We start from the raw sequence: 24,103 nt of genomic DNA on the forward strand, positions 1-24,103 counted from the left end.
TGCCGTCGAAGCCAAGGTCAAAGCCGAAGTCGCAGATCTCTGCGCCAAATTCCCGATCTACCCTAACCTGTAAGTTGAAGGACCCGAACCATGAGCTTTCATTCCATTGAACAGGCCCCTGCCCGCCTGAACCGCAGTGAACTGGCCGTTCCGGGCAGCCAGCCCGGCATGTTCGAAAAGGCCGCCAAGTCTGACGTCGACGTCATCTTCCTCGATCTGGAAGATGCCGTCGCACCCGACGAAAAAGAACAGGCCCGCAAGAACATTATTGAGGGTCTGAACGATATCGACTGGGGCAAGAAAACCATGTCGGTGCGGATTAACGGTCTGGACACCCACTACATGTACCGCGACGTGGTAGATGTGGTCGAGCAGGCCGGAGAGCGGCTGGACCTGATCATGATCCCCAAAGTCGGTACCGCAGCTGATGTCTATGCCGTGGACATGATGGTGACCCAGATTGAAGACGCCAAGGGTCACAAAAAACGCATCGGGTTCGAGCACATCATCGAAACCGCGCTGGGGATGCAGAATGTCAGCGAGATCGCGGCGGCTTCGAAGCGCAACGAAAGCCTGCATTTTGGTGTTGCCGACTATGCCGCCTCGACCCGCGCTCGGACCACGATCATCGGTGGTGTGAACCCCGACTACTCGGTTCTGACCGATTCGGATGCCGACGGTGGGCGCATGACCCACTGGGGCGACATGTGGCATTACGCGCTGGCGCGTATGGTGGTTGCCGCCCGTGCCAACGGTCTGCGCCCGATTGACGGACCATTTGGCGACTTCCAGGATGCCGACGGCTATCGCGCCGCTGCCAAACGTGCGGCGGTTCTGGGATGCGAAGGTAAGTGGGCGATCCACCCCAGCCAGATCGCGCTGGCGAACGAGGTCATGTCACCCGGCGACGCCGAAGTCACCAAGGCGCAGCGTATTCTTGAGGCGATGGCCGAAGCCGAAGCGGCAGGAAAAGGGGCCGTATCTCTGGATGGTCGTCTGATCGATTATGCCTCAATCCGCCAGGCAGAAGTCATGGTCGAAAAAGCCCGTCAAATCGAGGCAGCTTGATCGCATTTTGATTGTGCAATCGTCAATATCCTTACGCGATAGTGCCGCCGCCATATGTTACCGTGGCGGTCGCGGCAGCAGATACGGCCGTCTCCCTGCGCAGACGATTGCAATCAGCCCCTTTACCAAAGAAAGGCGGGCGCAGAATCTTGATCTCGATAGGGAAAGCTGGCCCGCCATGATAGCCGAGGCATTGCGACACGTTCAGGGCGATCACGTCGCCCTGGCCGTGACACATGCCGAAAACCAGCCCAACGTTTCTGGAGCGACGGTATTGACCAACTCACACCCCGTCCCGGATGAACGAGACCTGAAAGCCGGGCAGCAGATCATCGCGCAGCTCAGCGCAGCACGTGAGCAGGATCAGAATATCGCGCTAATCTCGGGCGGGGGGGGCGGCCTTGGTTCCAGCGCCTGTTGAAAGACTAACCCTTTAGGACAAAATCACCGTCAACGGGGTTCTGCTGTCTTCCGGGCTGGACATCATGCGGATTAACCTTGTGCGTCAGCACCTGAACCGACTTAAAGGCGGTGGTTTTTGCAGCACGGCTCGCCTGCCCCGGTCGCGGTCTATATCCTGTCAGATGTGATCGGAGATGACCTGCCCGCCGTATCCGCGCGTCATGACAAGACCCTGTCGCCCTTCTGGACATCGCCGCAGCATCCGACGATTGAAGAACTGTCAAGGTTCAGGCTTACCTTCGCCCGGCTTTGCGATGTGCAGGGGACGTCCGTCGTAACTTCTCGGACCGGCTATTCCGGTGAGTTTGACATGGAATCTTCGGCCTCCTCAAAGATGCCGTTGAAACCATTGATCTCGTGAGGGAGGTCGGTCAGGAATATGGTATTGGACCGCTCGGGTTAGCGGCACTCGACATGTTGCGGATCGAAGGGGACTTGATCTTCTCCGTGTCAGAATTCAACGATCAGACGGACCTGTTTGAAGCCGGCATCAACTTAATCGTGCCGCCAAAATCAAAGACCGACGATTTCATCGGACGGGCGGCGATCGAAGAACGCAAGACGCGCTGCTATTGTTCCGCGACGCTTGGAGGGAAGTTACAAGCTATCGCGAAGGTAGAAGCCCCTCGGGTTCCAACCCTGTGAATCACTCCGACAACTACAACTCGCGGGAGTTGATAACAGAACATGGAACCTAACGAACCGTGCTGATAGACAAAGGCCAGCCAGTCCAAAGTTCGGTTGTAATGGGTTTAGAGAACCTCAAATGAGAAGTCTTGCTGCAAGGAACTTAGATGCGATGCCAAAAATGACCACGAGTATTGTCGGTCCAACTCACTGAAGTGTGACGGTCTGCTTTTCGCAGACTTACTGGATGCTTGGAAAGTACTCTGCCGGAGAGATCAGGAAATCGGTCAGCGTCGGATCTGACCGGGTCAAAAGGGTTATGTCAGGCCCAATCAGCCCGACCGGTTTTTCAGATGCCAGAACGGACACAACCTGATTGAGTGCCATGTCACCCTGCATGGCCGGATCGTCAAATGGAGCTGCCAAGACCCTTCCATTCATCAATCCACGCATGACGGTATGGCTGATATAGGTAGAGATCAGATGCGGCGGGTCAGGATCATCTGAGTTCACAAGTACACCAATCGCCGCCTCAATTGCTGGTGCACTACCAATCAGGTAATCTGCATCGGGATAGCGTTCCAAGGCCGTTTCGACCTGAGCCAATTGCTGACTAAGGCCCGTATCGGCACCAAAGACCTCAAGGATTGTCACCTCGCTACCGCTCAGGCCGTTGCGCAGCCCCACCTCCAATGGGCCCGTCCAACCGGCTTCTGCCGGGCCTGAAACAAAGATTGCGGTTTTGGGCGGCGATCCGTCGGGATGCAGCTTGGTCAAATGATGCCCAACGGCTTGTCCCATATCCTGCCAGTCGACGCCGATGCGCCCACTCAGGGTATCTGAATGAAGCTCGTTAACCAGGCCAAAAACAGGGGTCCTCAGCGCTGCCTGTTCTATGGATTTAATCAGATCCGCATGATCAGATGTTACTGCGCCGATGAGGATCGCATCGACGCCCTCGTCAATGCAGGTTTCAATCTGCTCAATCTGCCGAGACCGGGCGCGGTAGCCGCCCGCCTCATAGAGTCGAAGGTCCAAGCCCAACCGCTCTGCTTGCTGTTCCAGCCCATAGCCGACGCTTAGCCAGTACTCATCCTTGAAATGGGGAACAAGCACGCACACCAGCGTGCGCGGACTCGCCGCGACAGCAGACCAGAACGCGACACATAGTCCGGTCGCCAAGATTGAACCAACCCAGATGGCCCCGTAGTGTCTGACAATGCGACGGACGAGATTTGACACGCGGCTGATCCAAATCCTTTCAGCAATGGGGGCGCTTGCCATCATGGTGGGTATCGTCGCGATTGCCGTCAACCGATATCTCATACGCACACAGAACGAGCTGATCGAAACCAATCTGCCCGCAATAGAGCTGGCCAGCCGGATCGGTGCCTCTGCCGAGGTTGTTAGTACGCTTGCCACTGCATTCACGCAGGCGGATACCAGCGATGATCTTGATCGAATTTCAGTTGCGCTTGGCCAGACCGTCGAAAGCATCGAACTTGGGGTTCAGGTCATGCAGGGCATGAGCCCTACCACGGCAGGCACAAGGCCAGAAGCTCGCGCAAGCGAAGTTGTCGCGCAAATGGCCGAAAACGGACAAGAGGAGTTGCAGCTTGCCATCCAAATCGCAGTACAAACAAACGAGATCATACAGCTGGCAGGGCAGTTGGATTCACTCATCAGCGACGAGACCGATCTGGCGCGACTTAGGATAACAGCCGGCATCGTAGGGATTTATACCGATTCTGACGGCGACCCACGCCCGGCGCTGGACGAGCTTGCGGATCGCCATTTCTTTGCCTTCGAACGGTTGACTGAGCTCGCAAATGTGGTTGATGCGATCCGGCTGAAGCTGCAGCAAGTGCAGGCGATTGCCTCACAGGATGCGCTTGCAGATCTCCGCGCAGAGCTATCGGATCGTCTGACTCTGGCCGATCGTCGCATCCGCTACCTGCCGACACCAACAGCGAGGGACGCGGCACAGGCTGCGTTGCAACAGCTGCAGGATACCATCGCACAGGGTGGGCTAGTCGATAGTCAGAGAAACAGGATCGCTTTGCAGATGGCGATTGCTGACGACAGTCAACGCCTGCAATCCCTGATCGCCAGCCTGTCGTCACAAGCCCGGCAGGCACGCAATGCCGTGCAGGCCCAGGGGGTCGCTCAGATCGCGGCTGCGGAACGGCAGTCTTCTATGATGAACATCGCATTGCTTGTAGTGGTCGCTGCAGCGGTGATCTCCGGTTCGGTCTTGTGGCTTTACGCCCGACAGCAACTGGTCGCACGTCTGGGAGAGCTGGCCCGACGCATCGTGGCCGTGGCAGAAGGTGATTATGGCGCACCGATGCAGATCAGCGGCCACGATGAGATCGGGCGTATGGAAAAAGCGCTCAACATCCTGCGTCGCCGTGCAAGCGAAGCGGCCGATCTGCGCGAACATCTGGAAGAGGCGGTGATCGCACGTACCGGCGACGTCGTCGCCGAGATGCAGGCCTCGGACGCGGCGCGCACCGAGGCCGAGGCTGCAAACCGCAGCAAAACCGAATTCCTGGCCCGGATGAGTCATGAAATCCGCACCCCGCTGAACGGCATTATCGGGATGTTGGGGCTACTGGAGGCCGAAGTGATGGACAAGGCCCGGCAAGACCGGGTGCGAACGGCACACCGATCGGCCCGTGAATTGCTGGAGATCACCAATGACATATTGGACTATGCGAGCAGTGAAGACAGTGGCAATCGCACGAACCCTGTGCACTTTCACCTACGCGATCTGGTTGGCCAGCTTGGTCACCAGATGCAGTCTCTGGCAGCAAAGACGGGGCTGCAAACCGTTGTTGAGCTCGCAGGGCCCGCCCCTCCGGTGCTATTCGGCGATGTAGTGAAAATCCGTCAGATACTGGGCAACCTGATCTCGAACGCGGTCAAGTACACCAAGCGCGGGACTGTCACGCTTACCGTGGACCATGCGGTGGCGGACGACACCGGACAACCCGTTGTCAGTTTCACGGTGGCCGACACCGGAATAGGCATGACGCGTGAGGCTATCGCTCAGGCCTTTGATGCCTATACGCGGACAGCAACCGTAAAACGCGCAGGAATAGAGGGGCTTGGCCTCGGTCTTGCCATATCGCGTAATCTGACCGAAGCGCTTGGCGGAGTGCTAAGCGTCGAAAGTGAACCCGGCGTCGGCACCCGGTTTACCCTGACCGTTCCGCTGATGCCCGGCGATGCCGACTGTGTGGCCGAAGACGAAACCCACTTGTCCGAGGCTGATCTCGACCGCAATGTCCTGGTGATCGATGATCATGCCGTGAACCGTATGGTGGCACGGGGATATCTGGAGCGGCTGGGGTGTCGGGTGCATGAAGCCGAAACCGGAATAGCCGGGTTGAAGTGCAGCCTCGACAACCGCTTCGATCTCGTCCTGATCGATCTCGATTTGCCGGACATGCGGGGCGAGGAAGTGGCCGCGCGGATCGGTGCCGAGGAACATGCGCCGATGCTGGTCGCGCTGACGGCGCATTTGATTGATGACACGGAACAGAACCGCAACCGGTTGGGCGTTGCGCGCATTCTGGCCAAACCGATTTCACCCAGAGCTTTGACAGAAGTTCTTTCGCCCGTCAGCCCGACCGAAACGCCCCGGCACGAGACGGCGGTTCTGGACAGTCTTCGCAGCGATATTTCAGATCTCGGCCAGGAAACAACAGGGCTAATCGTATCCGAGTTTCTGCGCGCACTGCCCGAGGCTGTAGAAACGATCAAGTCCACACGGGCCGACCAGCAACGCAAGGCCGCACACCGGTTGAAAGGGGCTGCTGCGAATTTCCGGCTTGAGACCCTGTGTACGCTGCTCGCCGAGTTGGAGGCACAAGACAGTGATGCCAGCGAGGCCCTGTTGGACCGGGTCTGCGTCAGTGCCCAGACCGCGGCATCGACACTTGAAGCGGCGGCTGCAGAGGCGGGGCTTCAGGTCGAGGCCGGATTGACAAAGTGATAGCCCTGACCATGTTGGGTTAGAATCCACTCGGGATTGGCCGGGTCTTTTTCCAGCTTCTTGCGCAACCGTCCAACCACCACGTCGATCATCCGGTCATTGGCGCGGTTGGAGCTGCGGCCGATCAGTTCGGAAAGCCGCGCGCGGCTGAGCGTCTGCCCAGGGTGATCCGCCAGTGCCGTCATGATCGCGAATTCCTGAGGTGTAAGTGTTTCTGTTCTTGCTGCCGAGACCAACCGGTGCCGAATCCGATCAAAACACCAAACACCAAACAATTCGACTGGTGGAGGGCCCTCGGGTGCCTGCCCGATATCCGCAATCCGGGCCAGCAGATTCTTCACGCGCGCCGCCAACTCACGTTTGTCGAATGGTTTCGTCACATAGTCGTCGGCGCCCATTTCCAATCCGACGATCTTGTCGACCTGATCATCGCGGGCTGTCAGCAGAATGATACCGACCCGTGATTTTGCCCGCTGTTCGCGGGTAATCGTCAGGCCATCCTTTCCGTCCATGTTGATATCGACCAGCAATAGGTCCGGCGGATCGTATTCGATGATGCTCTCCATCTCGTCCGCATCTTCGGCCAGGCTGACACGATGCCCCTGCTCTTGCAAATAAGCGGCAAGCCGCAACCGGGTTGTGCGGTCGTCTTCGACGATGAGGATATGCTGCGCCATATGCTGCTTTTACATTTCTTTACATATTCGGACAACCGCAGTTGTGCGCAATCAAAGCGACAGCGTTGCCCAAGAAATAGTGTTTGCCCAGAAGCCACAGGAGACCCGATATGTCTTTCTCAACGCCAACCCGCCGCGCCTTTTTGCAAGGGGGTATCGCCACCTTCGGCGCAACTGCTCTGATGAATTCCACTGCACTTGCAGCGCTTGACCCCAACTCATTCGGGGGCCGCACGTTCCACGCGACCCATTTCGGGCCGTTTGAGGCCGTGGTCCGCGATGGCAAGCTGATCGGTATCAATAAAATAATGGAGCTTGATGCCCGCCCTACCGAGATGCTGGCCTACGGCGTCATGGATCGTACCTATGACAAGAGCCGGATCAACTATCCGATGGTGCGAAAGTCCTATTTAGACGGGTGGGAAAGTGGCGACATCAAGCCCGAATTGCGCGGCAAGGAAGAATATGTCCGCGTCGATTGGGACACCGCCTGGAGCCTGACCGCCAAGGCACTACTGGATACAGCCACCAACCACGGAAACGAAGCGATCTTCAGCTCGTCTTATGGCGGTTGGTCGAATGCCGGCGTGTTCCGTCCCAATGTTCTGCAGGGGCGCTTGATCAACCTGATGGGCGGCTGCACGAACACTGCGGGCGACTGGTCGGCCGGTGCCGGGCAGGTTTGTCTGCCTCATATCATCGGCGACATGGAAGTTTATTCCGCGCAGTCCGCCTGGGAAACCATCCGCGACAACACCGAATTGTTTGTGCTTGTCGGCTGTGACCCGATCAAGAACAACCGGATCGAGTACCGCGTGGCTGACCACGGCATGTACGCCCATTGGGAAGAAATCCGCGATGCGGGCGTCAAGTTCATTTCGATCAACCCGCAGCGCACCGCCAGTGACGATTACTTGAACGCAGAGTGGAAGCGGATCATACCGAACACCGATACCGCCCTGTTCCTGTCGATGGCCTATCATGCGCTGGAAAACGGTCTGGAAGATCAGGCCTATATGGACAAGTACACAGTCGGCAGCGACAAGTGGATTGCCTATGTGAAAGGTGAAACCGACGGCACACCGAAAACACCCGCCTGGGCCTCGGCAATCACCGGCATTGACGAGCAGGAAATCAAGGATCTCGCCGAACTCATCGCGTCGTCGAAAACCAGCATCGCCGGTTCCTGGGCCATCCAACGCGCCCAGCATGGTGAAATGGCCTATTGGTCTCTGATCAACTTTGCGGCCTTACTTGGCAAGATCGGTAAACCGGGCGAGGGCGTTGGGTTCTCGTGGCACTATGGTAACGGCGGTATGCCTCAGGGTGGCAACGCCACACCGGTCGGCATGAGCCAGGGCAGGAACTTCGTCAAGAAGATAGTCCCGGCCTCGCGCATTACCGAGGCGTTGGAAAGCCCGGGCGTGGATTTCTTCTATAACGGGCAGACCAACACCTATCCCGACATCAAGATGATCTTCAATGCCGGCAACAACTTCATGTCGCACCAGCAGGATACCAACCGGTTGATCCGCGCGCTTGAGAAGGTCGACACCATCGTCTCTGTCGATGTGTGGTGGACAGCTGCAACCCGCTGGGCCGATATTGTCCTGCCTGCGGCCTCGACACTGGAACAGGATGATATCACGTCGGGCGGCACCTATTCGAACGACCGCGTCTACGCGATGAAAAAGGTGATCGAACCCGTTGGCGAAAGTCTGCCCGACTATGAGATTTTCGAAGGTCTGGCCGACAAGCTGGGTCTGTGGGCGCAGTTCACAGACAGCGAAGACAAGATGTATCACATCAAACTGGCTTATGAGGCTTCGGGCGCGGCCAAGGAAACACCATTCGAGGAGTTCTGGGAAAAAGGCTATGCCCGGATGCCGGTACCTGCAGAGGCCCGGAAATGGGTGCGGCACGGCGAATTCTACGCCAACCCGGAAGCAAACCCGTTGCACACAGCATCGGGCAAGATCGAGATGTTCTGCGAAAACATCGCGAATATGGAGATCGAGGACTGCCCCGGTATGCCAATGTGGATGGAGAAACACGAGTACCTCGGCAATGCCAAGGAAGGTCAGTTGCATGTCGTGTCGCCCCACCCGTGGTACCGCCTGCACAGCCAGATGGACCAGTCGGAAACGCTGCGTGGTATCTATAAGGTTCAGGGTCGCGAGCCGGTGCGGATCAATGCCGAAGACGCCGCAGCACGCAGCATCGAAGACGGCGATCTTGTTGAATTGTACAACAACCGAGGCACCGTTATCGCCGGGGCTGTTGTCAGCGACGAGATCATGCCGGGCGTCGTTTCGATCTACGAAGGTTGCTGGCCGTCACTTGACAGCAAGGGGCGCTGTAACTCGGGTCTGGTGAACTTCCTGACTTCGACACAGCGCGCTTCAGGTCTCAGCGAGGCAACTACGGCCAACACCGTCCTTATCGAAATGCGCAAATGCGAAGACCCCGAAGGTCCGAACATGGCTTACGACAAACCGGCTATCATCGAAGACATCGAGCTTGCCGCGATTGATGACGATAAACTTGGCCTGGAGCGGCTCGAAGCTTTGACGGCATCCCTCTACGCCGACATGACCCCGGGCGAGAAGATGTTCTTCCAGCGCTGTACCGTCTGTCACGCCCCACGGGAAGTGACTCACTACACGCAGCAACAGTGGAAAGGCATCGTACCGTCAATGTTCGAAAGGGCCGGCCTTGATGGCAGCGAACGTGAACTCGTCATGGAATACCTGATGATGAACGCGGCCGACGCCCACTAAGACACCGAAGACCAGCGTGGCCGGGGCAACGCCCGGCCACGCAAAACTTAAGAAAATCCCCATCACATGCAGGAGGGTCCGATGCTGGACAACACAAACAGCAGTGGTTGCGGCGAGAATGCCGACCCTTCTGACCTGACCCCCATCAAAACTGCGCGCATTAGCGCATCTTCGTCATCCAAAAGAAAAGCGCAGGATCCGCTAACTCCGCTGGTCGATGGTTTTGGCCGAACCGTCAACTATCTGCGCCTGTCCGTCACCGACCGCTGCGACCTGCGCTGCACATATTGCATGGCCGAGAAGATGTCGTTTCTTCCCAAGCGCGACCTTCTGAGCCTTGAAGAGTTGGCCCGTCTCAGCGACGTTTTCATTCGAAGCGGTGTGCGCAAGCTGCGCATTACCGGAGGCGAGCCTCTGGTGCGTCGTGATGTAATCGATTTATTTCGGGATGTGTCGCGGCATCTGCGATCCGGCGCGTTGGATGAGTTGACGCTCACCACCAACGGAACGTTACTGGCGCGCCACGCGAATTGCTTGGCGGCTTGCGGTATAAAGCGGGTCAACGTCTCTCTCGACACGCTAAACCCGGATCGATACCGCAGCATGACACGGCTTGGTGATATTCGTATGGTACTGGCTGGGCTGGATGCCGCGCAGGACGCGGGCCTTAAGGTCAAGCTGAACGCGATTGCCAGCCGTGGTGCGTTCGAAGACGAAGTCGACGATTTGATCCGTTTTGCCCATGGGCGAGGCATGGGTTTGACGCTGATCGAAGAAATGCCGTTGGGCGATACCGGCCTGGACCGAAGTGAAAGTGTGTTGTCCCTGAGTGATCTGCAATCGGACCTGGCGCGCCGCTGGACGCTAACCTCGTTAAAACGCAGTTCTGGCGGTCCGGCGCGCTACGTGCAGGTTGCAGAGACTGGTGGCCAGCTTGGGTTCATTTCCCCGATGTCCTGCAATTTCTGCGCACTCTGCAATCGTGTGCGGGTCAGTTGCACCGGACGCCTCTACACTTGCATGGGCGACGAAGGATCGGTTGATCTGCGCGCGCCACTGCGCCGATCCGAGGACGCGGTATCGTCCGCCATTCGAAGCGCGTTGCTGATGAAGCCTGAACGTCACCGCTTCGACCTTTCACAAATGTCACAACCCGCTGTGACGCGCCATATGTCCGCGCTTGGTGGATAAAACTACAAACCTCACAGGGAAACGCAGGATGAAACTTAAATCTCTGGCCACAGCCACCTTTCTAGCTCTTGGCCCGGTTTCGGTGTTTGCTGAAACCATCGAGGTCCAGATGCCAAACCGAGGCGAAGCGGAAACAATGGTGTTCGAACCGCGACTTGTCTCTGCTCAGGTCGGCGACATCTTGGTCTTCCGCGCAGCGGACAAAGGTCACACTGTCGAAACCGTCAAAGGTATGGTTCCCGATGGGCAACAGCCTTTAGTAGGCAAGATCAATGAAGAGGTTGAGCTGACTGCCGATGGCATGATCGGGGTTAAATGCAAACCGCATCTCGGGATGAGTGTGGTAATGGTCATTCAGGTCGGCGCTTCTGATATGCAGGACGGGTTCCTCGATGCCAAAATGCCAAAAAAGCTAAGAACGCATTTGAAGAATTCATTTCCGAAGGCATGAGCTAACGAAAAGGAGAGTTCGAGATGACCAAAGATCTGCCCGGCGCCGCAGGCGCGCTTGCTGCAAAACACCCCAACATCTGGGATGCATATGCCGCACTTGGATCAGCAACCGCACAGGCCGGGAACCTCACGGAACGCGAACGCCGGCTTGTCAAACTGGCACTCGCGATTGGCGCCGCGTCAGAAGGTGCCGTACATTCACATAGCCGCCGGGGACTGGCCGAAGGAATTCCTGCCGAAGACTTGCGGCAGGTCGCGCTTTTGGCGATTGGCCCACTTGGACTTCCACGGGCTGTTGCAGCGGGAACGTGGATTTCGGACGTGACCGGCGATTAAGCTATCACATGCGGCGCCTGAACAGAGAGGCGTCGCATGTATCCTTAAGAAACCGGTTCCTGGTTATACAGCATGCCCATCGTTTATTGAAGCGGTCGGATTGAGCTGACAGCGTTGAGGATAGTCTGGCTTATTTGTTGAGACTTCACGCGGCGCGCCCATTGTCACTGTACCAAAAACTTTGGGCGCGGTAACACTCTGGGACATATTGCCCGATTCTGTGCCCTTAATTCCCGGATTTGTGACGTTCGACAAGGAATGTCGGACGAACAACGATTTGCCATTGCCTTTTCGCCAAGCCATTGATTTCTGGACCACGGGGTTTTCCTCAGCACACAAGTTTCACCATTTGCGACTCAAAGGTCTTCCACTACGCTGATGCAATATAGGAGCGGCCGTTGGTCGGTGAGGCGCAAAGTATCCGCTTCGAGCCTAACGTTGTCGTTGCGTTCGCCCGTGAATGGACTGAGACCCAAAGCTTTTTGGAAACACTGACTGCAGTACAAACAGACAGATCTTCAAAGCCTCCTCGGGTTTAAAGATCTCTGAGTGCAAGTGGTAATCGGTCCAGAGCCCTTCCAGCAGCGCAATCAATGCGTCTGCAGCAAGTTTGCAGTCGATGTCTTTGTACTCACCTTCGCTCTTTAATTCCTCAAATAGTTCCAGGATCACGGCTCGAAAATCTTTGTCTCGCGAGTCGATCAATGGAAAGATTTGTGGATTCGAGACCGCTTCAGCCCGAAACGAAAACCAGATCGAAACATCCCGCGGATTAAGGACGAAAGGATCGAAATCCGCCTTTATGATAGAAATCAGCTTTTGGGCAGCGTCCAACTTTGGATCGTCTGCTATTGCCCTCCACCGCCCTGCGTAGCGCGCTGACAATTCTTCTGCCACAGCGAGCAGCAGCTTCTCCTTAGAACCAAAATGCAGGTTCACCAATCCCCGAGACAATCCAGATAATTCCTGGATCCTAGCCGAGGTCGTTCCGCGAATTCCGTATTCGTGGATAGCGTCCGCAGCCGCCTGGATCAGCTGCTTTCGGTTCTGCAACTTGCTCAGATCTCGGGCATTGGTTGGGCTATCTGGCTCGAGAGTAATCTTATTTGTCCTTCGCTGGGGTGCCGCTTTTGGTCTTTTCGCATCTAGCTGATCATAAGTTCAAGGATTGACATTGAATGAATGATTGTTCATTTTGTGATAAATGTTTCAACACGGTGACGCATGATCCTTTTCAACTCCGACTTTCAGTCCGTACGTGACTGGGACAACAAACACTTCCTGCACCCGTGGGAGGGAATGTCGCATCTCGGTCTGAATGAACGAACTTTTGCCGAAAGTGGTCTTGGTGTTCACGTCGTGACAGAAGACGGCAAACGCCTGATAGACGGGCCTGCCGGCATGTGGTGCGTGCAGCTGGGCTACGGAAACACCGAGATTGCCGATGCCATGGCCCAGCAGGCAAAGGAGATGGCCTATTTTTCGCCCTTCAACAATACCAACTCAGCACCTGTCGGGTTGGCACATGAGATCGCCAAGAGAACACCGGGCGATTTGAACCATGTCTTCTTTACAACCGGTGGTTCCACGGCCGTGGATAGTGCTCTGCGTTTCGTGCAGTTCCGGAACAACCTGCTGGGCAAACCGGAAAAGAAAATCGTGATATCGCGCCAGAAAGCCTATCACGGATCGACTTATTTGGCCGCCTCGGTATCCGGAAAAGAGCGCGACAAGGGATGGTTGGACCAAGCTTCCCACCTGACGCGTTTCCTGCCGAACGTGAACCCTTATACACGTCGCCCTGAACAGACAGTTAATGAATTCCTGGACGAAAAAATCAGTGATCTGGAGAACATGATCCTGCAGACCGGAGCAGACAAGGTCGCTGCCTTCATCGCGGAACCGATCCTGTGCTCTGGCGGGGTCATCGTACCTCCGCAAGGGTATCATCAGCGCTGTCTGGAAGTCTGCCGGAAGTACGATGTCTTGTATATTTCAGACGAGGTCGTAACCGGGTTCGGACGGCTTGGACATTGGTTTGCGTCCGAAGACGTCTTTCAAATCCAACCCGATATCATCACCTGCGCAAAAGGCATGACGTCTGGATACGTACCCATGGGGGCCTGCATCATCTCCGATCGGTTGATTGAAGATGTGACTGGTGACAACGCACAGGACGCCACCTTTTCAAACGGTTTCACTTATTCGGGCCATCCGGTGAGTGCGGCAGCAGGTCTGAAAACAATCGAAATCATGGAGCGTGACGGCGTTCTAGAACATGTCCGCGCGATCACGCCGCTGTTCGAAGAGCGCCTTCAGGCTCTGGCAGACTTGCCGCTCGTCGGTGATGCCCGTGGTATGGGGCTAGTGGGCTGCGTTGAATGTGTTGCCGATGCAAAAGCAGAGAACCTGTTGGACCTTGATAAATCAGTAGGTGCATTGATTGACCGGTATTGCCAAGAGAACGGGCTGATCCTGCGCCCGATCATCAATATGTGCGTATTTTCCCCACCACTGATCATTACCGAAGACGAGTTGAACCAGATGTTCGACATCCTTGAAAAAGGCATACAGCTGGCGACCGAAGACCTGACGCGACAGGGTGCCTTGAGGATTTAGGTTTTGCAATGGAATGGCATCGCAATCTTGTAAATTGCGATGCCTTCTTCGCAGTCACAGCGCTTAATCCGCTCGCATCGCCTCAGGCGGTAATTTGATCGGGAACTTGGACCGCACCTCTTTATCGGCTTTGCTACCAAAGTAGTTTGGGTAGTGATTGGACAGGATATCGTCAACAACCGACCGGCTCCGCTCAAACATGTCCTGACGACCTGCTTTCTCCCAGGTGTCGGTCAGTTCCCGGTCTAGCAGGGTCGGATAGACATATTCGGTCTCCATATATTGCAAGGTCTGCGAGTTGCCGAGAAAGTGACCGGGATCAATTGCGCATTCATGGATGACGTCGACGGAAAGCGTGTCGTCGCTCACCTCAATCCCACGGAGGGTTCGCGAGATCATACCGGCGGCTTCGTTGTCGATGACCATGGACTCAAAACTGCACCCCATCAGACTGCCAAGCATACCGCCAAATTCACACAACCTGTTGGCACCGGCATGGGCCGCCAACGCGAAGGTTAGCGCCTTTTCCAGACCGTATTGCGCATCGGGTATCTTGGAATCCGTCATACCACATCCGACGCTGGTCGGCAGGTTGTAGAAATTGCCCATCTGAATGGCCGCAGCTGAAATCAACGCTTGTTCGCCACTGCCGCCTGTAAACGAACCGGTACGCAGGTCGGTGATGAAGGGCCAAGCCGCAAAGACTACCGGAGTGCCAGGGTTGATCAAGTTGGCAATTGCGACACATGACAGGGTCTCGGCGACGGCTTGCGCCAAGGTCCCGGCAAGCGGCGCAGGCGACGTCGCCCCAGCTTGCGGCGGAACAGCGAGGTCGCAAACCAGCCCCATTTTCGCCGTATCAATCAGGATCTCCAGATTCTCCCGCCCGAATCTGAGCGGTGATACGATGGGGCACCCGCCAAAAATGACCGAGGGTTTTTCAAGGAACTTGCCTTCCCCGCCCGATGCCAGGTCGAACAAATGAATGGCGTCCTGAATATGCTCGCGTGTACGGAATGTCAGGCAAGACGGCTTCTCGCTACCCGCCAGAATGGCGTAGAGCATGCTCATATCATGCTCGTAGTCCTGTGGCACATCCGTCGCCAAAACCGTGTCACCGGTCATGTGAATGTTGTCTAGCCGGTCTACCAAGCGGGTGAAGTCGTAAATGTCCTTGAGTGTTGATGGCCGGTAACTGCGCGTTTCCGCGTCAAACGTGGTCACAGCGGTACCGGAGTTTGCGTAATACACCTTGTCCTTGGTGCAGTGCATATCATCCTTACCAGCCCGCGATCCGCGTGCATGGACATAAAACTCACTGGCGGCCTTGGCCAAAAGGTCTTCCATCAAGGCCCGAGGAAAGCACAGCCTGCCATGCTCGTTCAAAGTCGCCCCCTTGGGCAATACGAGATCAAGAACTTCCTGCGTAGGATCCCCGACCCCAGTCCGTTCCAGAATGCTGAGCGCAGCTTCGTGAATGCGCGACATGTCTTCGTCTGACAGGGGTTTGTATCGCCCACCGGGAACACCCGGCCAAATCGCCTGCGAAGGGGCGTTACTGGATCGTACTGCTGCGCGCGCCTCACGCCCACCCCCGCGCCGTCTTGATCTGCGCTGCGTTAGTTCTGTCATGTTTATTCTCCGAATTATGCGCGTCTCAGATCATGCTGAAGTAGTTGCGGTAGAAACCGGGAATGCTCCATTCCATCTCGGACAGCGGCCCCGGGGCGAAATGGTATGAATTCACGCCTTCCTGATTGTGACGGATGATCCGTTCGTCATCGAGCGACGTGACATGCCACAGCCATGTCAGGGCATCTTTTTCATAGTCGCGCCCCTCTTCGGCGTCTCCGCGCACGTACCAGACGATCTGAATATCCGTTTCCTGCAGAGCGCGCGGCACGAACCGATACCCGACCACGTGATCAGCATAGATCAAGAAGTAGTTCAGCGTACCGATCCCCAGATCAGTTGCACCGCCGTCATGGGTTCTCAGTGCACCCAGAGGCGGCGCCAAGGGCGCGCCGTCCTTACTGCCTGTCAAATAGCCCGGGAACAGCGGGTAGCGCCGCCAATAGACATCTGCACCCGGCGCGTCCGCATTCTCTCCGGTCAGGTCGAGCTCCTCTGTTGGAACTCCGGCTTCTTCCATTCGTTCGTGCAGCGCCCCGCTGAACTCCAGAACCTGCACCGGGTCTTTCAGGGAATGGCTACGAGAGTAGTCCTGATGGGACGGTGCACAGTGATAACATTCCAGATAATTCTCCAAGGCCAGCTTCCAGTTTGCCGGAACCGGATATGAGGCCTCATGGGCTAACTTCAGGTTTTCAAAATCAAACGGCTTTGAAAGCGGGGCCAGTCTTTCCAATGCAGCGTCCAGCGGTGGAGCATTTTCAGCCGCACAGACAAAAATCAGGCCTTGGAAAATCTTAACCTGAACCGGGAACAATCCGTATTGGCCCGGGTCAAAATCTGCCCCCATTGCCCGTCCGTTTCTCAGTTTGCCGTTGAGGTCAAAAGTCCACGCGTGATACGGGCATATGAAGTTGCGCGCCTTGCCTTTCTGTTCAATGCAAACGCGCGATCCCCGGTGGCGGCAAACGTTCAGATGCGCGCGCAACTCTCCCTCGCGATCCCGAACGATGATGATGGACTCGGGGCCGTAGTCGAAGAGGAAATATTCACCGGGTTCAGCGACTTGACTGACATGGCCGACCCAGATCCAGTTGCGGTTCCAGAACGTGCTGATATCGTTTTCGTAAACCGCCTGAGACGTATAGAAGTGACGCGGCAAAGCGAACCTTTCCCGCTGCGCCTTCATCAAGTCGCGCATTACTTGCAAGTCATCTTTTGGCATAGCGCACCTCATATAGATTCAAGGGAAACGATTTCCCGACGGAAAAAATCGCGGTCGATATCGCCCGCATCGCGTTCGAAATTTCGGGCCGCCATGTGTCCCGAATACACGGCATCAGCGATCAAACCGGGGGTCGCGGCATCACCGATCAGCTCCAATGTAGTCAGCGGGCTATCGGTCAAACCACGAAGTTCATCATAAAGGGTGGTATCGCGCGCGCGCTGCGTCACCAAAACGACAGAGCCGCAATCAATGGTTTGTTCGCACCCGGTATAGGCGCATTGAGTATTCGCCTTACCGGGTGTCACGCTGGCCAAGGTTTGGGACAGGGCCAACCGAACGCCCTTTTCCAGCAGACTGCGCTGTACTTTGACCTGTTCCAACGTCAATTCCGTGAACGGCGAAACCATTGAGGCTGGGGTTACAAAGACAACCTCTCGCCCTGCCTGGGCCAGATGATCTGCCAGCACCCCACCGAGATAGGCCTGATCATCATCATAGACCAAAACCGGACCGTCCCCCGGCATAACACCTGACATGATGTCGCCCGGCGTAAATACCTGAGAACCAGAGCCTATTGATATTCCCTGAAATGCGGATTTCCCGCGACCATCTCGCCGCCATGATGCGCCAGTTGCCAGAAAGACGTTCGGAATGCCCAGTTCGACAACCTCACCTGCTGATAAGCGGCTGTCAGTGAACAATTGAACGTTTCCGCGTTGCTGCAGGTCGTAAATCCTGTGATCTGTCACGCGTTTCCAGGCGGATAGCCCGGCCAGGCTGGATTCCTGCAACACACGCCCGCCAAGCGCTTGCTTGGCTTCGGCCACAGTTACGTCGTAACCCCGGCGAGCCAGCTGCATGGCGCATTCCAGCCCGGCGGGACCGCCGCCAATAACCAGCGCGGCCTCTTCTTCGCCCTTGCGTTCAATGATTTCAGGATGCCATTTCCGTCGCCATTCTTCACCCATTGTCGGGTTTTGCGTACACCGGATAGGAACCCCCAGAGAATCCGATGAAACACAGATATTGCAACCGATGCACTCTCGGATTTCCTCGATGCGGCCGTCCTTGATTTTGTTTGGAAGAAACGGGTCAGCAATGGACGGTCGTGCCGCGCCGATAAAATCAAGAATGCCTTTTTTGACGAGTGATACCATCAAGTCCGGAGACGTAAGACGCCCGACGCCCACAACCGGCTTGGACGTGACCTGTTTGACGAACTCGATATAAGAGGTTTGAAAACCGTCACGGGGTTCAAAGCGGGTCGTCGCCGAGTCGTTGCTCCAATCCGCTACATTCACGTCCCAAAGGTCCGGCAGCTCGGCCAGTAGTTCGACAACGGCACGGCCTTCTTCCTGCGCCTGCATGCCGTCAGGTCCCAGCATTTCATCAACTGCAAACCGCAGAGCAACAGCACAGTCATCGCCAATTTCTTCTTTGGTTTCTTCCAGAAGCTCTCGGGTAAGACGCACCCGGTTCTCTAACGATCCGCCGTATTCATCCGTTCGGTCATTGAACTGCGGCAACAGAAAATGATGCGGCAAGGTCATGTGGTGACCCGCGTATACATACACAATGTCGAAGCCCGCCTCGCGCGAACGTCGCGCTGCCGCACGGTGCCACTTGCGGAGCTCGCGAATGTCCGACTTGTCCATTGCCCGGGCTTGCTTGGGATATGCTGTCTGCAGGGCAAGTTCTGACGGCGCCAGTAAGGGCGCGCGGCTCAGGTGATTTTGCGCATGGTGGCCATTGTGCGCCAGTTCAATCGCCGCCAACGAACCCTTCTCGTGCACCGCTTCTGTCATCAGGCGCAGCGCTGGAATGTCCCTTTCGTCCCATAGTCGGTTTTCAGCAAAGGGGGACAGGTCCGAAGTGGGGTGGATTTCCGTTTCTTGATTGGACACAACAGCCCAGCCGCCCTCGGCCTTCATGGCCCGCATGGCCGCTTCGGCCTGCGGTCGCAAATGTCCCATGCCGTTGCAGTGGGGCACCTGATAGAACCGGTTTCGCGCCGTCACGGGCCCGATCTGAATCGGCTCAAAGAGAACAGAATATCCGTCAGCGCCTGACATTGCCGCGCTTCCTCCAGAAAAATTGGAAATAGTTCTGCGGGAACGGCAGGGCAGCGAAGCCTCTACCGATCCCGGGTGTGTCGTTAGATAGCCCTAGAAGCCCGCCTTGATGCGTTCGAATTCCTTCAACATTTTCGCTTCAATCTCAGGATTGACCGCGTCGAAGAAAAGGCTGCCGTCAAAAAAGCTGTCCACGTCCGAGAACCCGTAGGTTTCGATCAGTTCCGGATCAGCCTGCGCAAATGCCTCCTCGTTGGCATGGGCATAACCCCAGCTTTCGATGATATACTTGCCGCTGGCAGCAGAACTAAGCGCGTTGAGCATGTCATAGACCTGCTCATCGGACTGTTTGGCAGATTTCAGGTGCACATAACCGCAGACCCAGGTGGCGATGCCCTTGTCCACATCACGCATCATGACCGCCGGAGTTTCGTTCCAGATCAGGTTGAGTTCCGATTGGTTCCAGCCCCAGCCCAGTGTCACCTCACCGCTGGCAATGGCTTGATCCAACTGGCCCGCATCAGACCAGTAGAAGCGTACATTCGGATGAATCGCGCGCAGGTAATCCGCGGCCTTCTGGAATTCTTCTTCGCTCATATCGGAATAGCTTGAGGCACCAGTTGCCAGCGCAGCCATGGCAAACGCGCTGGAGGCTGCATCCGGAACAGCAACCTTGCCCTGATAGGCAGGGTCTAACAACAATTGCAGCGAAACATCATCAGCTGAAATCATATCGGTGCGGTAGATCAGGCCGGTATTCCCCCATTCAAAGGGCACCATATAGGTCTGGCCGTCTATCGTGATGCCATCGACCTCTTTGATCTTGGGCATCAGTTTGTCCCAGTTTTCCAGCTTGCTGGTGTCGATCGGTTTGATCATGTCCGCCGCCACCCATTTTCTCAGGGCGTCCGTGCACGGATGGGCCAGATCAGCCTCAAACCCGGATTGAAGCTTGGTGAAGGCCTCTTCCACACTGCCGAAATAGGTGTAGCTGGGCGGCCCGCCGTATTTTTCGACGTAATCACCAAAGAACCCTTGATCCTCATACCCGGACCAGTCGAAAACGGTCAGATCAGCGGCATCAGCCAATGCTTGACTTGCCGTGAAGGTGGCAACCACCGCTGCCACAAGTGATGTTGCTTTATTCATTTGTCTCCTCCCAAAGATTCACGTTTGCCCAGGTCGATCACCGAGGCGCTTTGAACGCCAAGCCAAACGGTATCGCCCCGGCTGTGGTCGACTGTGTGAAAGTAGTTTGGCACCGCAACGGCGATGCTTTCCGGCAACCCGTCGACGCGCACATAATAGTGGACGCTTTCACCATAGAAGGCGACGTCCGACACCTTGCCCTGAACATGCGCGTCGTACTCATCCGGTTTTTCCGCGCTGATTTCCAACTGCTCAGGGCGAACGCCGACCAGCAGATCTTTGTCATGCACCTGAACATTTGGGTTCACCCCAATTGTCATCGAGCCAAACCCTTGAACATTCACGTCCAGCGTGTCGGCGTTCTCAGCAGTCACTTCAGCATTCAGAAAGTTCATTCCGCCGATGAACGAGGCCACTTCCCGATTGCAGGGTTGAGAATACAGAACCTCGGGCTTGTCGACCTGCTTGAGTTGACCAGCGAACATGACGCCGATCCGGTCGGACATGGTCATCGCCTCATACTGGTCATGCGTGACCATAACGAAGGTAATGCCAAGCTTTTGCTGCAGTCGGCGCATTTCCAATTGCATCGCTTCGCGCAGGTTTTTATCTAGCGCGGACAAGGGTTCATCCAGCAGCAGCACCTTGGGCCGCATGACCAGTGCGCGGGCAAGCGCCACGCGCTGCCGCTGTCCGCCAGACAACTCATTGGCCTTACGGTCCTGCAAACCGCCGAGTTCCACCATCTCAAGCGCCTCGGCAACGCGTTCCTTGATTTCATTTCGGGAAAGCTTTGTCTTACGCAAGCCGAACCCGACATTGTCACCCACATTCAGGTGCGGAAAGATCGCATAGCTTTGGAACACCATGTTCGTAGGCCGCTTGTTGGCAGGCACCTCGCCCATCGTCCGGCCGTCAATCCGGATCTCGCCCTCTTCGTGATCCTGAAATCCCGCGATGATGCGCAAAGCCGTTGTCTTTCCACAGCCCGAAGGGCCAAGCAGCGAAAAGAACTCGCCCTCTTTCAAGGTGAGGTTCAGATCGGACACAGCCACAAAGGTGCCAAAGCGTTTTTCTACGCCCTGAATCTCGATGATGTTCTGTTCGCTCATCTTGTTTGTTTCCTTAGGCTTCAATCAGAAGATTGGGTGGAACGGCGGCGGAAATACTCGGCAATCAGCAGCAGCAGGACGGACGAGAGCAAAAGTAGCGAGCCAAGTGCCAGTGTATTGGGCAGTTTTGCCGGGAAGCGAATCTGACTCCAGATATAAACCGGCAGTGTCGGGCTGTTTCCGGACAGGAAGAAGGCCAGAACGAACTCGTCGAAGGACACGGTGAACGTGACCAAAAGGCTCGCGATAATGCCCGGTGCAACGATAGGAAGAGTGACACGCCTAAATGTCCCCACAACGCTTTCGCCGAGGTCAAAGGCAGCCTCTTCCAACGACTGGTCGAAGTCATCAAAAGCGGACTTCATGATCGATACCGCGAAGGGCAAAGCCACGAACACATGCCCAAGGATCACGGTTGTCAGCGAAGGTTTCAGCCCGACGCTGATGAACAGTACCAGCATCGAACTTGCGACAATGATGCCGGGTACGACCAGCGGGAGCATGACCAAGCCTTCGGAAAACTCCCGACCCTTGAAACGGTATCTAACATAGGCGCGCGCGGCGAAAAGGCCCAGAGACGTCGCCATCAGAGCGGTCACGCTGCCGACAATCAGCGAATTCACCATCGCTTGCAGCAGCGTGTCTTGCTGACCCAATTGCGCGTACCATTTCAATGTGAACCCTTTTAGCGGGAAAGCCACAATGGTTCCGTCGTTGAACGAAAACAGCGGCAAAAGCAGAACCGGCAGGTAGAGAAACACCAGATAGCCGACGGCATAGACAAGCAACCATGGGATACGAAACGCCTTGGTCATCTGATCCTCCGCCCCAGTGCGGTGACCACCACCACGAACAAGATCGCGACGCAGCCGACCGAAAGCATGGCAAGCAGAGACAAGGTTGCACCCAATGGCCAATTATTAGCAGCGCCAAACTGCACTTGGATCAAATTGGCAACCATTTTACCTTGCGATCCACCGACCAGAGCCGGTGTGACGTAGTCGCCTACCGTGGGGATAAAGATGATCAGACAGGCCGCGATGATCCCCGGTACTGTCAGAGGCAAAGTCACGCGGACAAACCTTTCAAGCTTGCTACAGCCAAGATCGGTTGCGGCCTCCAGCAAGCTACGGTCGATCTTTTGCAACGACACATAAATCGGCAGGATCGCAAACGGTGCCCAGGCATGGGCAAGCGTGAGAACAACGGCAAATTCGTTATAGAGCAGGAAAGTCAGCGGCTCCTGTATCAGCCCCAATGAGATCAAAGCCGAGTTCATCACTCCATTGAATCCAAGGATCAGCTTCCAACTAAACACCCGAAGCAGATAACTGCTCCAAAACGGGATGGTTATCAGCAATAGCCAGAGGGTCTTCTTTTGTGTCCGGAATGCGATGAAGTAAGCAATCGGATAGGCCAAACAAACGGTTGCCAATGTCACCGCCCCAGCGATCGCGACCGACCGGATCATCAAATGCCGAACCAAGGGGTCGGTAAACGCCTCCTGGTAATTCGCCCAGGTCAGAGTGCGGTCAATCTCGACATAGGTCTGGGTCCAAAAGCTGTAGGCTACAAGAATGCAAAGGGGCACAGCGACAAGCAGGCCGACATAGAGCGTCGCAGGCGCGCTCAATGCCAGGCCCTTGCCCGTTTCACTTCTTATGACTCCGGCCATGCTTCCCTGCTGAACTTTGCTTTCGGTGGCGAGACCATTTCCATCACAAAATGGACAATCGTCCATTTAAATCTGGAATTTTCAGGCCAGTTGTGTCAACTGATATTTTCACATCTGCGGCTGGCCAATTTCACATGGGCCGCTAGAATGCACCGCAAGAGATTGAAAACAAACAGAACTGCCTGATCAAATGACTGGAAGACGCCAACAGATACGAGAACGAAACCGCCTGTCTCTGATCGAGGCAGTCCTCGACTCGGTTGCAGAAAAGGGAATTTCTGAGACGTCGGTCAGCGAAATCATTCAACGTGCCGACTTGTCCCGCGGGATGATTCACCTACATTTCGGCGGCAAAGACAATCTGGTTGACGAGGCGGCCCGCTACTCGTCCGAGCAATACTACGACGGCATCCATGCCATGTTGGAAACGACCGGGCAAACGGGTCAAGAACATATTGAGATGATTGTGCGGGGTGACTTGAGTGAAGCCATCCTCAACAAGAAGAATGTTTCAATTTGGTACGCATTTCGAGGTGAAGCCAGAAACAGAGCAGCAATAGCGGCCTTTTCAGATACACGCGATGCAAAGCTTCGGAACCTGGTTTTCAACGCATTCGTGCGAATTGCGAAAGAAACAGGCATCGAGCACCCCAATCAGGTTGCACGGGATGCTACCCACGGCACAATCGCCATGTTGGAAGGCATGTGGACCGATTACCTACTCCACCCGGATTCATTTGATCGTAACGAGGCAATGAGAATTGTTTTTCGATTTTTACGTGCAATGTTTCCCAAACACTTCGACCTCAACGGCGCACTGCTATTTTGATGAAAGTTGCGATAGTTTGTTAGTGAGGTTCTAAAGGTGCGGACGCCCTCTCTGGCCTCTCCAGGAATTCGTGACGCAGTGTTTTCACAACCCCAATTGTACCGTATTACAAATCTCCTACCCGCGTTACGCGCAAAAACCGGATGCGTCGCAGACATTGGGCTATTATTGACGAGAATGTGTGTTTCGGCAC

Annotated in this window: 21 protein-coding genes; 11 read left to right on the forward strand and 10 right to left on the reverse strand. The window is 55.9% G+C overall.

The window, feature by feature from the left end:
• Nucleotides 1-90 precede the first annotated feature (90 nt).
• From AC2FEE_RS23785 to AC2FEE_RS23800, 4 genes are all read left to right on the forward strand, one after another.
• Nucleotides 91-1,068 carry an HpcH/HpaI aldolase/citrate lyase family protein gene (locus AC2FEE_RS23785; RefSeq protein ID WP_496867929.1) on the forward strand — a complete coding sequence of 326 codons (978 nt, stop codon included), beginning with the start codon at nucleotides 91-93 and terminating at the stop codon, nucleotides 1,066-1,068.
• A 178-nt stretch (nucleotides 1,069-1,246) separates the two neighbouring features.
• Nucleotides 1,247-1,489: a DUF4147 domain-containing protein gene (locus tag AC2FEE_RS23790; protein ID WP_496867930.1), complete on the forward strand. Its 243-nt coding sequence runs from the start codon at nucleotides 1,247-1,249 to the stop codon at nucleotides 1,487-1,489.
• A gap of 117 nt (nucleotides 1,490-1,606) precedes the next feature.
• Entirely contained in the window at nucleotides 1,607-1,891 is a 285-nt protein-coding gene (locus AC2FEE_RS23795; protein ID WP_496867961.1) for a hypothetical protein, read from the forward strand.
• A gap of 53 nt (nucleotides 1,892-1,944) precedes the next feature.
• Complete coding sequence (locus AC2FEE_RS23800) at nucleotides 1,945-2,175, forward strand: hypothetical protein (protein WP_496867931.1); 231 nt, start codon at nucleotides 1,945-1,947, stop codon at nucleotides 2,173-2,175.
• A 222-nt stretch (nucleotides 2,176-2,397) separates the two neighbouring features.
• On the opposite strand, the gene torT is transcribed toward AC2FEE_RS23800, so the two are convergent.
• Nucleotides 2,398-3,339, reverse strand: coding sequence for a TMAO reductase system periplasmic protein TorT (gene torT, locus AC2FEE_RS23805; protein ID WP_496867932.1), 942 nt, complete (start codon nucleotides 3,337-3,339; stop codon nucleotides 2,398-2,400).
• 37 nt (nucleotides 3,340-3,376) lie between these two features.
• On the opposite strand from torT, the gene AC2FEE_RS23810 reads away from it, so the two are divergent.
• On the forward strand, nucleotides 3,377-6,157 hold the full coding sequence (locus tag AC2FEE_RS23810; protein ID WP_496867933.1) for an ATP-binding protein: 2,781 nt from the start codon (nucleotides 3,377-3,379) through the stop codon (nucleotides 6,155-6,157).
• On the opposite strand, the gene AC2FEE_RS23815 is transcribed toward AC2FEE_RS23810, so the two are convergent.
• Complete coding sequence (locus tag AC2FEE_RS23815; protein ID WP_496867934.1) at nucleotides 6,130-6,834, reverse strand: response regulator; 705 nt, start codon at nucleotides 6,832-6,834, stop codon at nucleotides 6,130-6,132. The two genes, AC2FEE_RS23810 and AC2FEE_RS23815, sit on opposite strands and share 28 nt — an antisense overlap.
• Before the next feature lie 110 nt (nucleotides 6,835-6,944).
• Between AC2FEE_RS23815 and AC2FEE_RS23820 the strand changes: the two genes are divergently transcribed.
• From AC2FEE_RS23820 to AC2FEE_RS23835, 4 genes are all read left to right on the forward strand, one after another.
• A complete protein-coding gene (locus AC2FEE_RS23820; RefSeq protein ID WP_496867935.1) occupies nucleotides 6,945-9,614 on the forward strand; it encodes a molybdopterin-dependent oxidoreductase in 2,670 nt (889 codons plus the stop codon).
• Nucleotides 9,615-9,695: 81 nt separating this feature from the next.
• A complete protein-coding gene (gene moaA / locus AC2FEE_RS23825) occupies nucleotides 9,696-10,805 on the forward strand; it encodes a GTP 3',8-cyclase MoaA (protein ID WP_496867936.1) in 1,110 nt (369 codons plus the stop codon).
• The gene (locus tag AC2FEE_RS23830; protein WP_496867960.1) at nucleotides 10,798-11,256 is read left to right on the forward strand and encodes a plastocyanin/azurin family copper-binding protein; all 459 of its coding nucleotides are present in this window, start codon (nucleotides 10,798-10,800) and stop codon (nucleotides 11,254-11,256) included. The genes moaA and AC2FEE_RS23830 overlap by 8 nt, the downstream gene beginning before the upstream one ends.
• Nucleotides 11,257-11,279: 23 nt before the next feature.
• The gene (locus AC2FEE_RS23835) at nucleotides 11,280-11,594 is read left to right on the forward strand and encodes a carboxymuconolactone decarboxylase family protein (protein WP_496867937.1); all 315 of its coding nucleotides are present in this window, start codon (nucleotides 11,280-11,282) and stop codon (nucleotides 11,592-11,594) included.
• 432 nt (nucleotides 11,595-12,026) lie between these two features.
• On the opposite strand, the gene AC2FEE_RS23840 is transcribed toward AC2FEE_RS23835, so the two are convergent.
• Nucleotides 12,027-12,647, reverse strand: coding sequence for a TetR/AcrR family transcriptional regulator (locus tag AC2FEE_RS23840; RefSeq protein WP_496867938.1), 621 nt, complete (start codon nucleotides 12,645-12,647; stop codon nucleotides 12,027-12,029).
• 171 nt (nucleotides 12,648-12,818) lie between these two features.
• On the opposite strand from AC2FEE_RS23840, the gene AC2FEE_RS23845 reads away from it, so the two are divergent.
• Nucleotides 12,819-14,213, forward strand: coding sequence for an aminotransferase (locus AC2FEE_RS23845; RefSeq protein WP_496867939.1), 1,395 nt, complete (start codon nucleotides 12,819-12,821; stop codon nucleotides 14,211-14,213).
• A gap of 63 nt (nucleotides 14,214-14,276) precedes the next feature.
• Here the strand turns inward: AC2FEE_RS23845 and AC2FEE_RS23850 are convergent, their stop codons facing one another.
• The 7 genes from AC2FEE_RS23850 to AC2FEE_RS23880 form a co-directional block, all read right to left on the reverse strand.
• Nucleotides 14,277-15,845, reverse strand: a complete 1,569-nt coding sequence (locus AC2FEE_RS23850) for a trimethylamine methyltransferase family protein (protein WP_496867940.1) — start codon at nucleotides 15,843-15,845, stop codon at nucleotides 14,277-14,279.
• Between the two features lie 25 nt (nucleotides 15,846-15,870).
• Nucleotides 15,871-17,070 (reverse strand): aromatic ring-hydroxylating oxygenase subunit alpha, encoded by a 1,200-nt coding sequence (locus tag AC2FEE_RS23855; protein ID WP_496867941.1) that lies wholly within the window; start codon nucleotides 17,068-17,070, stop codon nucleotides 15,871-15,873.
• A gap of 8 nt (nucleotides 17,071-17,078) precedes the next feature.
• Nucleotides 17,079-19,145 carry an oxidoreductase gene (locus AC2FEE_RS23860; protein ID WP_496867942.1) on the reverse strand — a complete coding sequence of 689 codons (2,067 nt, stop codon included), beginning with the start codon at nucleotides 19,143-19,145 and terminating at the stop codon, nucleotides 17,079-17,081.
• 93 nt (nucleotides 19,146-19,238) lie between these two features.
• On the reverse strand, nucleotides 19,239-20,294 hold the full coding sequence (locus AC2FEE_RS23865; protein ID WP_496867943.1) for an ABC transporter substrate-binding protein: 1,056 nt from the start codon (nucleotides 20,292-20,294) through the stop codon (nucleotides 19,239-19,241).
• Complete coding sequence (locus AC2FEE_RS23870; protein WP_496867944.1) at nucleotides 20,291-21,406, reverse strand: ABC transporter ATP-binding protein; 1,116 nt, start codon at nucleotides 21,404-21,406, stop codon at nucleotides 20,291-20,293. Before AC2FEE_RS23870 ends, AC2FEE_RS23865 begins: the two co-directional genes overlap by 4 nt.
• A 20-nt stretch (nucleotides 21,407-21,426) precedes the next feature.
• A complete protein-coding gene (locus AC2FEE_RS23875) occupies nucleotides 21,427-22,221 on the reverse strand; it encodes an ABC transporter permease (RefSeq protein ID WP_496867945.1) in 795 nt (264 codons plus the stop codon).
• The gene (locus AC2FEE_RS23880; protein ID WP_480468892.1) at nucleotides 22,218-23,081 is read right to left on the reverse strand and encodes an ABC transporter permease; all 864 of its coding nucleotides are present in this window, start codon (nucleotides 23,079-23,081) and stop codon (nucleotides 22,218-22,220) included. The genes AC2FEE_RS23875 and AC2FEE_RS23880 overlap by 4 nt, the downstream gene beginning before the upstream one ends.
• A gap of 190 nt (nucleotides 23,082-23,271) precedes the next feature.
• Between AC2FEE_RS23880 and AC2FEE_RS23885 the strand changes: the two genes are divergently transcribed.
• Nucleotides 23,272-23,910: a TetR family transcriptional regulator C-terminal domain-containing protein gene (locus tag AC2FEE_RS23885; RefSeq protein ID WP_496867946.1), complete on the forward strand. Its 639-nt coding sequence runs from the start codon at nucleotides 23,272-23,274 to the stop codon at nucleotides 23,908-23,910.
• Nucleotides 23,911-24,103: the final 193 nt, after the last annotated feature.

It is taken from the genome of Ruegeria sp. YTSC199, assembly GCF_059609725.1.